Source organism: Actinospineispora spinosispora DSM 44797 (genome assembly GCF_000429025.1).
Classification (GTDB): domain Bacteria; phylum Actinomycetota; class Actinomycetes; order Mycobacteriales; family Pseudonocardiaceae; genus Pseudonocardia; species Pseudonocardia spinosispora.
This window is the reverse complement of the sequence record NZ_AUBB01000045.1, coordinates 10,263-24,640: the sequence shown is the minus strand read 5'-3', so window position 1 is coordinate 24,640 and position 14,378 is coordinate 10,263. Positions and strand designations below refer to the sequence as shown.

Sequence of the window (14,378 nt, the reverse complement as noted above, 5' to 3'; positions counted from 1 at the left end):
TGCTCGCCCTGTCCGCGAGCCGAGGTGCCCGCAACCTGGCGTTCAGCCCGCGCAGCGGTTTCGACGCGACCGACCTGTCCGCGAAGCTGCTCGACTTCCGGGCCCGGTTGCGTGCCGTCCTCGACGACCCGGGCCCGCTGACCAACAAGACCTGGTGGAACGCGTTCAACGCCGCGACCAGGCTCGCCGAACGGCTGCCCGGCGCGGACGCCGAGGTCGAGTACGCGGTGGCCCGGCACACGCTGCTGGCCGCCGCCGACCGGTTCGCCGACGCGCTGACACCGTGGGCCGACGCCGAGGCGTTGCGGCACAGGCACGAGCGGCTGCACGTCCTTCCGCAGGACGGCCCGGTCGCGGCTGCCTGGCTGCTACTGGAACGCCACGCCGAGGTGAACCTGCTCGCGGCGGTCGCCGCCGCGGCCGGACAGCGACCGATGACCGCGTACCGGGACCAGCGCGACAACATGTCGCTGGGCCGGTTCGACACCTCGACGGCCTTCACCGTCGACGATCCGGCCACGATGCTGCTGGATCAGTGGCTGCTGCGTCAGCAGTTCGAGGCACTGGACGACGCCGAGCACGGCGAGGCCTGGGACCAGCGCGACGAGGGCCTCGCCCCGGTCGGTACCGAGCACCCGCTACACGAAGCCGTGCTGCGCCGGCATGCGCTACTGATCAGCCGGGCCGACGAGGCGACGGTCGACTACCGGACGGCGCTCGCTGAGGCCGACGAGCGGCTGACCGCCGCCGCCGAGTCGCTCACCGGCGCCCGATCGGCGCTGCGCTCCACGTCCACCGAGGTGAGGCGGGGTGGCGCGGCGAGCGCGGCGGGCGGGTTGACCGACGAGCAGGAATCCCAGCTGCGTGCCGCATATCGGCTGTTCGGCGACCAGCTGCCCCCTGATGCCACCGAGCCCGACGTCCTGCGCTGGGACAACCTCTCCGCCGAGGGCGTGGCGGCGATGCGGGCCGCCGGCCTCGACTGGACGGGTGGCGACCGGCCGCTGTTCGGCTACACCTGGTTCGACGAGGACGTCGAGTCGGCCAGGAACGGGATCATCGTGATCCCGGAGACGATCATCGAGCGGGCCGCGTGGCTCGTCGAACGGGGCTGGCTGCCGGCGAGCTGGTACGGCGAGCTGCTGCACCACGAACGCACCCACCACCTGTTGCGGGTCGCCACGCACGACCCAGAGGCCCATGACCGTGACGTCGACCGGTTGACCAGGCAGTGGCTCGACGCAGAGCTGCGCGCCGCGCTGGCGATCGAGCTGGAGGCAGGTCTCGCGGCCGTCGACCACCACGGTCCCGAGGCGTCGGCGTCATCTCGGTCCCTGCTCGAGCGGCACCAGCGGCTGTCGCACGGCCTGCTGGAGCTGACCGCCCGACCGCTACCCGCCGACGTCGCGTTCACCGGCGCGATGAGCGAGCTGCGCACCGGGATCGACCGGCTGCTCGCCTCCACCGAACCGCGAGCCACGCCGGACACACGGTCGGGCCCGCCGATGCCGGAGAGCATCCGGGATCACGAGCACATCGCCGTCGTCGCCGAGCTGCTCGCCGACGAGCTGGCCCGGTTGCCAGCCGATTCGCGCACACTCGCGGCGTTCGTGCCCACCCGGCAGCGGTGGTTCACACTGCTCAACCATCAGCTCGCGGTGGACGCGGTCCGGTTCGGCCTGCGCCAGCGGGTCCAACAGTTCCCATTCGAGGACCTGATCATCGCGCTGCGCGACCGGGACATGACGTTGCGGGCGCTGCTGACCGACCCGGGCCCGTTGCCTGACGGCTGGCCGGCCGGGTATCTCGCCGTCGCCCGGTTGCACGGGCAGAGCGGCCTGGTCACCTACCGGCACGAGATCGGTGGCGCCAACGCTCAGCGGAGGACGCACCCCGGAACCGACACCGACACCGAGTGGCGGTTCGGGACACGGGCGGGCAACCCGGGCAGCTACTACGACCAGGCACCGGTCACGGAGATCGCCACCTTGGTCGGTTCCGGGCTCGTCCGCAGGACCGAGTCACTGCGGGTACTGCTCGCCGAGCACGACAAGCTGGTCAGGACCCGCACCGGAGCTCGCGCGGACCACCCGACCCGGTCGGTGGGCGCCCTGCTGACCGCCCGCGCGGACCGGGACGCGGCGCTCGCCCGCTTCCTCGCCGACCCCGGCGCGTTGGACGGCCCGATGCTCGCTGTGTTCACCGAGGCGGGACGACTCGACGGGCTGGCCCGGCTCGTCACCCCCGACCACGAGGTCACCATGGTCGGCAACCACCGGGAGTCACTGCTGACCACGGACCTGGCGAACGTGGACCCGCCGATGAACGTCTACGACAGGGCCTACGTCGAGCCGATCAGGAAGGCGATGAGTGCGCTGGTGGGAACCGCGCTCGACCCCCGGCGCGACATGCCCCGGCCGACGCCCGCACGGTGGCTCAAGCTGCTGCTCGTCCAGCAGAAGCTCAACAACGTCCGCATCGGCCACCATGCGAGCCCCGCGCAGCGCACGGTTCTGGAGCTGCGGACCGAGCTGGCGAGGCGCAACACCCTGCTGGCGGCCCTGGTCGCGGGTCCGGGTGAGCTCACCGAGGCACTGGACCGCGAGCTGCTGAGCTTCGGCGCCCAGCTGCTCGGGTCGACCGAACTCATCAGCACCGACCAGGAGATCGCTCTGGCGCAGGCCTACCGCGACCGGCCCGAAGGCGCCCCGGCGCCGGTGCCGGCACCAGAGCTGTCCGGCTACCGGGACAGCGCCTCGATGGAGCAGATCGAACGGCTGCTGCCCTCCATCGGCGTCCACGCCGACCCGGCGCGCTGGCAGCTCCTGGTGCGCGCCCAGCACCGGCTGGACCAGGCCCGTACCGGGCTGATCACCCCGCAACCGACCACCACGGTCACCGACCTGGTCGCCACCCAGCGCGATCGCGACCACCTGCTCGCCGAAGCCGTTGCCTGGACCGACGACCTGACCGGTGACCTGCGGACCGTCTTCGTCATCGCCTCGACGCTGCTGGGCAAGGTCAAGCTGGTCACTCCCGCCGACGAGGTGCAGAGGATCCAGCGGACCCGCTGGGACGCCGGGCTGATCCCGCTGTCCAACAAGGCGGTCGCGCTCGCCGATCAGGCGCGCTCACCCGACGAGCCGGGGACCTCGCTGTCGGTCGATGAGCTCCGGCGGTGGGCCGACGCACTGGGCTCGCTGTCCTCGAAGCGAGTCCGTCGCCTCGGCGGCGCCGTCCTCGACGGGGCCGGGCTCGACGCCCGCCGCTCCGGCGGTCTCGCAACCGACTCGCCGGTCGTGCTGTGGTTGCCAGCGGGTGTGCTGCGCCGAATGCTGGAAGACCACGGTGTCGACCCGGTGGTCGCGTACGACATGCTGCGACGCGCGCCGGTGGTGGCGGCGCCCGGTGGCTGGTCCGACGGGCGCGACATGGTCGTGCTGCCCGGCACCGCGGTCGCCGAACTGCGCCGTCACGGGCTGCTCGACTCCGCTCTGCGGCACGCCCGCCTGATCGCCGACACGCTGGCCGGACGGCCCAGCAGCGACTACGAGCTCAAGTCGACGGGCAAGTCGTTGAGTGCCCAGCTCGCCTCGGCACGGCGGTCCGCCCCCGGGCTGGCCGCCGGGTTCCGTCGCCTCGCCGCCGCCCAGGACCGGGTGGCGCTCGCACTGGACTTCCTCACCCGGTCACTGCGGCAGAACCAGGATCTGCTCGGTGAGCTGCTCGGTGCCGCGATTCGGGCACACACCGAGGCCATCGAGCCGGACCAGGTCACCGTGCTGCTGCTGGACCTGGCCTCCGCGTCGCACCATCTCCCCGATCGGACCACCCCGTGGGAGATCGAGCGCCTGTTCGAGCTGATCGATCCGGTCACCGGGAAGGAGAACGACTTCGAGGCGATGAGTGTCACGCTGCGCCATCTGTTCGAGGCCACACCGACGAGCGCCGACAGCGAGGTCGCGTGGCTCCGTTCGGGGTACGAAGCGCTCAAGGCGAGCATGCACCCCTACATCGCGGCCAGGACGGCCCAGACCGATCCCGAACCTGAGCACGCGGCCGTCGAGGCGATCAAGGTGCTGCTGGCGGCGGTTCCGACCAACTCGGCCGAACACGACCTGCTGCGTCTGGTCGCGGCACGGATGGACACGGTGTGGGCGGCGCGCGAGGCACTACGGCTCGACCCCAGGACCGGGTACCTGGGCGTCCTCGCCGCGGCGAGGTCGGCGGTCGATGCGGCGCTCGACGCGCTGCTCGCCGGTGCGGCTGAGCACGGGTGGGGCATGGCGCACCGGCTCGCCGATGGCCTGCGGCGAGTGATGATGCCGCCGGGCACCGAGGCAGCGCTGGTCGCGCCGATGGTCCTGGGTGCGGAGTTGCTCGACATGGTCAGTGCGGTCAGTGACCGGGTTCTCGCCGAGACCGGGACCGACAGCGGCCTCGCCGCCACCCGACTGTGGCGCGAGCTCGCCGTTCTCGGGGTGCTGCACCGCTACGCGGCCGGGAGAGGTGCCGACGCCGCGGCGGACGAGAACGTCTGGCGCGACGAACTGACCGAGAAGATCGACATCGCGGTCCACGAGCTGCTCGCCCGGCATCGCCCCACCGCGCCCGGCGCCGTACTGACCCGGCTGCGGTTCGCCGAACAGCAGCTCGCCGCGCTGAGCACCGCGCACGCTTCAGGCGTTCGTTCGACGGTCGACGCGCTCGCCCAGTCCCTCGCTGGGGATCTCGCCGATCTGCTCACCTCGAACCGGAGCCGTCTCGCCGACGCGCTCGGCCTCCCGGCCGCCACGCTGAACGAGATGCTCACCGAGTTCGACGACGCGCTGGCGACGGCCACCACCGAACTCACCGAAGCACGCACGGAACTGACCGCCGCCGACCGCGCGACGCGACAGCCGGTCGGATTCGACCCGGCCGACGACACCGGCTCGGCCTCGGTGTCGACCGTGCTGGCGGTCACCGCACTCGGCACCGTCAGCGGCCTGTACCTGCTCGCAGGTCCGCTCGGCGTCATGGCCGGGCTCGCCGGTGCGCTGGTCGTCACCCTGCTCGCCCGGACCGGCACGATCCGAAGGACCGGCGGCGATCGGGCCACCAGGGCGCCCCCGCGCGTTGCCGACGGACAGCTGCCCAGTGGCGGCGGGCTGACCACCCGCCGGTTCAACGTCCTGAAGCACGAGCGGACGGTACGGGTGTTCCGCACCGTCCTCGACCGGCTGCCCGACTCCGAGGACAAGGAGATCGTGCTCGACTGGTCCCAGGTCCGGGAGGCCGCCGAACGGGCGACCCTCGCGGCGCTCTACCACGAGGTTCTCGTCTACACCGTCTTCGACAGCCACGGCAGGGTCTGGCGGGTCCGGTTCACCCACTTCGACGACCGAACCCGCACGCTGCCCAGCAGGGTCCGCCGGTACCTCGAGAAACGCATCACCACACACGAGGACGAACACGAGCGGCGAGTGGCCGCCCGCTTCCCCGAGGACGGCTGGGCCGAGCACGACACCGAACGGCAGGAGATCGCCGATCTCGTCATCGCCGCGTTCACCGGGAAGGACATCCCTACCCCCGGATTCCCGCGCCGCAACCGGTTCGCCGAATGGGGTCTGCTGAGCAAGCACTGGGAGTACCACGGCAGGACCAGGAGTAAGACCGTCTACACGGTGTCCTCTCCCGGCCGCGCGCTACAGCGCGGTCTGGCCAACCGCGCCGCGTACGAGGGCGGCCCGTTGCTGGCGGTGTTCGACGAGGCCGCGGCCGTGGTGCGGGGCATCACGCCGCTCGCGCTCGAGGACGACTCACCGGCCACCGAACGTGTCCACACCGCCGTCCGGATCCTCCAGCTGCTGCTCGACTCCGCCGAGCCCACCCCCCGGTCGATGCGTTCCACCCTGGACCTGCTCGCCGTGCCCGGCGGCCTGACCCATACCGAGCTCGCCGCGAGGTCGCCGGGTGTGAGCAGGACGAATCTGCGCCAGCGGCTCGTGATGTTCGTGGAGTGGGGGCTGGTCGACTGGGGCTGGCCGCCCGGCGCGCACGGCTACCGTTATCGACTGACCGAGGACACCGCACGGTTGCTCGCCGAGCTGGACCGGCCGGCGACACATGTCGGTGAACGGCTGCCGCTCGCGCTGCTGCGACTACAGCTGCACCGGTCGGCCCGGCTAGAGCGGCGGTTCCCGATCGTCGGGGAGATGGGCGCCACCCTCGCTACGGCCCGGGAGGTGCTCGGTATAGCGCCGCCGTCGCACCGGCCGCGACCTCGCGCCGCATCGGTGTACGACGTGTTGCTCGCGCTGCACACGGCGCCGGACGGGCTCACCGCCGGCGAGCTGTCCGCTCTCACCGGTCTCCGGGGCGCGCCGCTGGACCGGCCCTTGCGGACCCTGACCGGGTGGGGGCACGTGTGGCAGTCCCTCGTTGAACGCGGCGGCCGGCGTGTCGTCACCTACGTGCTGCCGCCGCACACCGCCGCGCTCCTCGACGCACTGCGCGCCGTGCCCGACGATCCGGCGACACCAATGGATCGGGCGCTGGCCGATCTGCGCGCAGTGTTGGCCCAGCGCACAGGTCTGCGCCCGGGTGAGCCCGATACCGACGCCCTCGCCACCGCCCTCGACGAGGTGACCCGGCTGGCCGCAGGCCGATTCGCCAGGACGGCGGCCGGGTCGCGGAACTCAACCCGAGGCATACTCGCCGCGCTCGCCACCTCGGCCGGGGGGCTGAGCACCGCCGAGCTCGCCGCCCTGTCCGGAATCGGGGAGGCGGGGATGCGCGGCCGGCTCGCGGGCCTGATGCGGCTCGGGCTGATCCGCCACGTCCGTGACCTCTCGCCCGGGGCGGGCTCCACCGCTCGGCGCTACCTCGTCACCGACGACGTGTCCGAGCTGCTCGACGCGCTCGACTCAGCTCCGCTGTTCCCGCGAACCGACGCCGGACGCGTGTTGCGCGCGCTCGACGAGCGCTTCAACGGCCCACCGAAGCTGGCTCCGGGAACGGGGTTCGACTCCCTCGCAGGAGCGCTCGCCGAGGTCAGAGCCATGCTGCCCGTCCTTCCATTGCCCAGTGGCGGCCGGTGGGAGCTCACCCGCGCCGCGATGGTGTTCGAGACCTATCTGGACCAGCTGCCCGACAACCGGCGCAACCGGTTCACCGAGTGGGGACTGCTGACCACCGACCGGAACGATCTCACCGTCCTCGGCCACGTGCTGCTGCGAGGGCTGGCCAACCGGGCCGCCTATCGCGGCGGGCCGCTTCTCGCGCTGTTCGACGAGGCCGCGGCTCTGGTGCGGTCCGCGACACCGGCCGGTCTCGACGAGGACTCACCAACCACCGAGCTGACCAGGGTCGCGGTCCGGGTCGTCATGCTGCTGCCCGACTTCGCCACCCCGGTACCCGATGCGGTGCGTACGACCCTGGACCTGCTGGCCGGCGCCCCGGACGGACTGACCCCGAACCAGCTGGCAGCCCGACAGGGGCTTAGCCAGAAGGCGGCGGCGCAGCGGCTGGCGACCTTCCTGGACTGGGGTCTCGTCGTGCGGGCACGCGTGGGCCGCCTCGGTAATGTGTACCGCCCGGCCGGCAACACCCCGGATCTCCTCGCCGAGCTGGACCGCCCGGAGAACCACCTCGGCGAACGGCTGCCACTCGCTCTGCTGGCGCTGTTGCTGAACCGGCCGGAGGGGCTCAGACGAGGCCTCCCCGCGACCGAGGAGATCACCGCCGCGCTCACCGCGGTCGGGCACCTTGCCATTCCGGTCGTCCACGGCCCGCCGGCACCGCCGGACACGATCCGGATCGTGTCCGGCGGAGACCGGATGCGACACCGCAAGCTGCGCGAGGGCCTGGACAACCGAGCGGCCTACCACGGCGATGTCCTCACCGTGTTCGACGAAGCGGTGAGGGTGATCCGTGCCGCCACGCCCGTCGCCCTCGACATCGACGCGCCGTCCGACGAGCTGGTCCGCACCGCCGTCCAGATCGTCATGCTGCTACCCGACTTCGCCACCCCGGTCCCCGGTGCGCTGCGGTCGACCCTGCTCGCGCTGACCGAGGCCGAGGGCGGGCTGACCGTCAGCGCGCTGTCCGACCGGCTGCGGCTTCCCGCGTACGTCGTCAAGGAGCGGCTGGCGATGTTCCTGGCCTGGGGCTTGGTCACACACACTCGGACGGATCGGCGGGCCAAGGTCTACGAACCGGCCGACGCCACCGCGGCCATGCTCGCCGAGCTGGACCGGCACGCCGACCACCTCGGTGAGCGGCTGCCACTCACGCTGCTCGCGCTGCTGCTGAACAGGTCCGATCCGCTGCGCGACGAGTCCCCGCTCACCGGTGAGGTCTCCGCCGCGCTCGCGGCGGTGCGGCGGCTGGGCGACAGCCCGCTGCCCGTGCACAGCACCCGGGTTCCGAGGAACTCGGTGCACATGCTGCTGGTGGCGCTGCGCGGCAGCACCGACGGGCTGACCACCCGGGAGCTGGCGGCGGCCATCGACCGCGCGGACCACGCGGTGGAGCGGCCCGTACTCACCCTGACCGAGTGGGGATTCGTCTGGCAGGTTCTCGATCGCCGTGACGGCGCGCGGGTCGTGTCGCACCGGCTGTCGCCGAGGGGCGCCGCGCTGGTCGAGCTGCTCGGCGACACCCCTGTCGAGCCGTCCACACCGGCCGAACAGGCACTCCACGACCTGCTCCACGCGCTGAACCGGCCCCGGTCGCTACGCCCCGGCACAGCGGACACCGAGGCCGTCGCGCTCGCCGTCGACGCCGTCAACACGGCGTTCGGCTCACCGCTGAACCAGCCGCTGGTCGAACAGGGAGCGAACTCGATCCGGGGCATCCTCACCGCGATCGCGGCCGCGCCGGAGGGGTTGACCGTGGCGCGGCTGGCGGCGCTGTCCGGCGTTGGGACGTCGAGTGCGCTGAAGCGGCTCACCGGCCTGGTCACGCTCGGGTTGGTCAGGCAGTTCCGGGTGGCGGGCGCACCCGCTCCGCGCTACGCGCTCACCGAGGTCGCGCCGGAGCTGATCGCCGCGCTCGACACCGCACCGCTGTACCCGCGCACCGCGGCTGGCCGGGCCTTCCGCGCGGCCGACAGCCTCATCAACGGCCCGCCGAAGCTGAACCCGCTGTCCCCCACACTCAGTGCGGCCGTCGTCGCCGCGATCGGCCACCTGCCGGCTCGATCCACCGGGCTCTCGGGTGACGCGGGTTTCATCACACCCACTACCGCCCTGGTCACGGCAGCGACGCTCGGGGCTCCGGTGGCCATCGCGTCGCTCGGCCCGCCGGTCACCGTGGTCGTGGCCGTTGTGGTCGCGGCCTCGGCGCTCGCCGTACTCGCCCGGCACGGCCGATCACCGATCGGTCGGCCGCGGTCCGCCGGATTCGACCCGACCGACGACACCGGCCCGGACCGCGCGGTGGCCGCGCCCGGCACCGAAGACGGTGGCCCGTATCTATCCGCCGGCCCGCGGGGGATGCCGGGCGAGCTCGTGGATGCGCGGGTGGCCCAGCCGGTCGTCCGGTCGGACGTGCGGCTCGCCCGGTTCGGCGTCCGGCCGCGTGGTCCCCCGATCACAGGTCTGCTGGGTGCGAGCCCGACCCGCTGGGCCGCGCGCGCCGCGGTCGTGCTCGCCGTCGTCCTGCTGGCCAGCGTTCCGGCCGCGGCCGACGGTCAGCTGCTGCACCCGCAGCTCGTCGCCGCGGTCCTGCCGGTGGGCGTGCCATGGTTCGGCAGATTCCCCGCCGAGCACCAGGCTGAGCTGGAGGACCTTCGCGCGGTGGCACTGGGCGGGGTGGAGAAGCGGGCGCACGGCGACGACGGCCGTGCGCTCGACGAGGTCACCCGTCGCCTCGATGCCCTCCTGGCGGGCGGGTCCGGCGCCACGGTCCCCGGCCACGTGTCGCCCCGCGATTCGTTGTCGCACGCGCTGCGGCAGATCGTCGAGACCCAGCGGCTGCTCGTCTCGAGGTTGGCTGAGACGAGCCTCGCCGAGGTCGAGATCACCCACTTGAAGACCCGCATCAAGCAGCTCGAGTGGCAGCGGATCGCGTTCAACGGCCAGACCAATGCCCTGTCCCTCGGTGAGGACCCTGAGCGTTCCTTCGCCATCGACGGCTGGGAAAACCTCGATGACGCGGTCCGGCTCGGGTTCAGCGCCGCGCTCGGCCTCGTCGTGGACAGCGGGCCCGGCACACACCTGCTCCGGGACCGCGCCCACGTGCGGATCCTCACCGACGCCGAGTTCCTCGCCGCATGGCGGACCCAGAGCAACGGGCGCGGGGCGCCTGCCGCATTCAGCATCCGGCAGGACCGGTTGATGGTTTTCCGTGAGTCGACGTTCCGGTTCGACGGCCGGGATCGACCGGTTCCCCCTCTCGACCCGTTCGTCATCCGGAGCGCCGAGGTACTGCTGCACGAATGGCTGCACGTCGTCGACTCCACGCTCGACATCGCTCAGCGGGAGCGCAATGCCTTCTGGGTCCAGCATCTGTTCCGTGAGGCGGCCGGTCACCGCCGCCAGCTCCTCGAACTGCTGACGAGCGGCACGACCGAGGGGCTGGCGGCTCGGCAGTATCTGGTCGAGTTCTGGGACGAACTGATCCGTAGCTGGCTTCCGACCGTCAAGGCGCCGAAGACCTACCCGCTTCCGGCCTATTACACCGACGGTTCGGCTGTCCGCACCGGGCCCGGTAGCGACACCGGTTCCGCGTCGGTGTCGACGATGGCCCTGATCGCTGTCCTCGGTGGCGGTCTGCATCTGGTCGCGGGACCGGTCGGGGTCACGGCCGGTCTCGCCAGTGCGCTGTTCGTCGCCTTGCTCGTCCGGTCCGGCCTGATGCGGCGGCTCCTCGGCGACCGATCCCACCGAGCCCCGTCGCGCGGCGCCGCCGGGCCGCCGGGCGGCGGTCGATCGCCGACCGGGCGACAGCCGATGACCTGGCCTCAGGTGTACGAGATGGCCCGGCACATCAACTCCGCCGAAGCCGGTCTGCGACACACCAACGTCCGGATCAGCCTGGGTGAGAACGGCCCGACCGTGATGGTCCGCGCGGTGCGGATCGACGTCGAGGACGTCGAGCCGGTGTGGGTGGAGCACGCCATCTACTCCGGAATCGCCGACTACCTGCCCCAGGCTCCCCGCGTGCTGCACGTCGGACGGTCCGCGCTGATCCAGGAGTTCGTGCCGGGCCGGGAGGTCAACGACGTCGCGGCCCGGGGCGAACCCGTACCGGGCGTCGTGCTGGACTTCGTCGCCGACGTCTCGGCGAGGATGACCACGGTCCCCGCCGACGCGCTGCCGCGCCCGTCCCGCCGTTGGCGGGTACGCGACGTGCGTGGCTTCGCCCGCGCGCTGGCCGGGCACATCCAGCGGATGTACGACCGAAATCTCGATGCGAGTCCTGAGCTGTACGAGACGTTCGGCATTCCGGGCGCGCCGTTGCGGGTCCTGTTCGACGCCATCCCGGCGCTGGCCGAGCGGCCGCTCGGCCTGGTGCATGGTGATCTGAACCCGCGCAACCTGATCATCGACCAGGCCACCGGCGCGGTCTACGTCATCGACTGGGAGCACGCCATGTGGGGTGACGTGCTGCTGGACGTCGCACGCCATCTGAGCCGCATGGGCTACACACGGGCCCAGCGCGAGCAGTACCTGCGCAGGTGGCTCGCCGCGATGCCTCCGGCCTACACCGCGGGGTGGCAAGCGGATCTGCCGTTCTACGAGATGCTCGAGCACCTGCAGTTGATGCTGGCCAACCTGCCACGGCACGCGGTGGGGTTCCGCGACGCCGAGACCCAGGCCGAAGCCGATGCCGAGCTGGACTTCCTCACCGAGGAAGTGGGCTACGCCTTCCCGCACTGGGGCATGGAGCCGCTGGACCGCGACACGATCGCCGCGCTCCTGCGGGACTGGGCCGCCACCCACCCGCAGCAGCCGGCCGGACGGTCCGACCGCGCCGTCCGGCCACGCGCCCCACCGCGCGGCACGCTCCCCGGCAGGACGAATGGGCGCCGGGTCCTCCTCGGCGTGATCGCGGCTGTGTTCGCGGCGCTCATCGTGCTCGGGCCCGGCGCGGGCGTCGCACACGGCGTCGGTCCCGGCCCAGCCGCCGGCGTCGCGCGGGCAGCCGCGCTCGCCTCGGCGCTGCCACTGGGCATCCCGCACAGCGCGGTGCTACTCGGCGCGCTCGCCACGTCGGCGAGCGTCATCTGGTGGCTCGTTCATCGGGACGCCTCTCCCGCGCCGGTGACAGCACCTCCGGTCCGGCGGCCGGTCCAGCGCATCGCCCTTCCCGCCGATGCGCTCGCGGCACCGCTGCTGGCCAGATCGCTGATGCGCAGGCTGACCTGGCGGCTCGTCGATCTGCGCCTCCGGTCGCCGGACACCGACGTGGACGAGGCTCGCGCGGAGCTCGTCGGGCTGCTCGTCAGGGCTCGGCTGCTGGACGAGGCGCTGGCTGTGTTCCGGGACATCGAGAAGCACCCGGTGCAGCACCAGGCCGCCGCCGTGCTGGTGCCAGGCTGGATCGAGGCGGGCCGCGACGGCGATTCGCTGCTCTCCACGCTCGCCACCGGCGGACACTGGCTCGCCGCGGCAACCGCGTGGGCACGGGTTCTCGGTGGGGGCGGTTCCGCGCAGCTGCGCATCGCGCTCCGGCTGTGGGAACAGGTCGGCGAGGTCGCCCAGCTCGAGCCCTGGGAGTACCAGGACGCACGGGAGCACCACGACCGCCATCTGTCGGACCTGATGGTCGGGCTGCTACGGGGTCGAGTCGCGGCCGGGCTGGTGGACGTCGACAACCCGGTGTGGCGCGCGTTCGGCCCCGCCGGGGCGATGGCCTCGGACTGGGTGCGGGCGTTGCGCGCTGAAGGACACTTCTCCCTCGAGTCGGTGCCCGAGCAGCTCGTCCCGTCGTGGTTCGCCACTCCCGCCGATCGGCCGACCGATCGGGGAGCCGGCTTCGATGTGCTCCCGGCCGACGTTCGCTCGCTGCTCGCCGACGCATCCGAGGCACTGGGCGACGACCCGGTCGACCTGTCCCTCGTTGACTGGGACGCCGCCCTCGACCACGTCACGGACCCGCGCTCACTCGCTCTGCTGGTGAGCGGCGTGCCCGATCTCGCCGTGACCAGCCGGCTGCTCGACCTCGTCGAGTCCGTGCTGGTCACCTCGACGCCGGGCACCGAGCCCTGGCGGGAGCCGTTGCTCCGCGCGCTCACCGAACGTTCCGCCGCGCCGGAGACCGATCCGGAGCACGCCAGGATCCTGGCCACCGAGGTGGTCGCGGCCGCATCGAACGGCCGCTGGCCGATGGCCAGGTTGACCGACCTCGGCCTGTCCGACGAGCGCTGGGTGACGCTGGCCCGGTTCTGGACCGAACCGGTGTTCACGGACTACCGGGAGCTCGTCTCCGACCTGTTCGACGCCCTCGCCCGACAACCCCCGGCGGTCGCGGCGCAGCTGTGGTACGCGGTCACCACTGTGGCCGCCACCGTCGTCGACGTCGCGCCCGCGCTGCACCTGGATGCGACCGACCACGAGGACCTGACTCGAGAGCTGCTGGAGGTGTGGCTGTCGTTCGCCGGCACCGACGTCGCGACCACACTCACCCTGCTACCCGGAAGGGTGGAGCTTCTGCTGAAGTCGGCGGCCAGGACCGGACAACGACCCGGCTCCCCCGGTTGGACCGCGCTGGTGCGCCGGCAACCACACGCGTCACCGGAGATGCGCAGGGCCCTGCGGGACCACTACCTGCGGTTGTCGTCCGGCCAGGGCGTCGAGGCCAACGCCGGGGTCTTGGCCCAGCAGCTGGGCCTGCTGCCGGACACACCCGATCCCGTCGATCGCGACTTCCCCGAGCATCGCTTCAAGCACGGCGGCCGCGCTTTCGTGGTGGGCCGGATCAAGGATCTGAGCGTGGTCACCGCACTCGCACCCGACACTCGCGACGGACGGCTGCTCGCCCCGGACGAACGGCCGCTGCACCTGCGAGTCATGACGATCGGGGTGTGGGCGGAGTCCACACCGGACGCCCCACTCGGCAGCGTCCCGGTGTTCGTGGCACCCCAGGGTCTGCTGCCGCTCGAACCTCCCGCCGGTGACCCCTGGCTCGACATCGGGTCGGTACTGGCCCGCTATCTCGCCGGGCGGTCGCGAGCGCTCCACCTCGGGCTGCTCATCGGGCCGGGTTGGGGAACGGAGTCTCTCGTCCCCGCTCGTACTCGCCGCACCGTGGTCACCGTGGAGCTGGCGGCACACGGCGTGGCCGGCATCCGGACCGCCTCGGGCCCGCTCCCGTTGCCCGCCGCTCTCACCGTGGAGTGTCATCGGCCTCGTCGGTTCACCGTCCGGCGCGCCAGGAAGACCAGCTGA

At 72.2% G+C, this 14,378-nt stretch carries 1 protein-coding gene (only partly in view); it reads left to right on the top strand.

Features of this window, described 5'->3' with window-relative positions:
• Positions 1–14,378 carry the end of a trypsin-like peptidase domain-containing protein gene (locus G406_RS0119700; RefSeq protein WP_028935142.1) on the top strand. It extends 19,753 nt beyond the left edge of the window, so 14,378 of the gene's 34,131 nt are visible here — the last part of the coding sequence; its start codon lies beyond the left edge, outside the window; its stop codon occupies positions 14,376–14,378.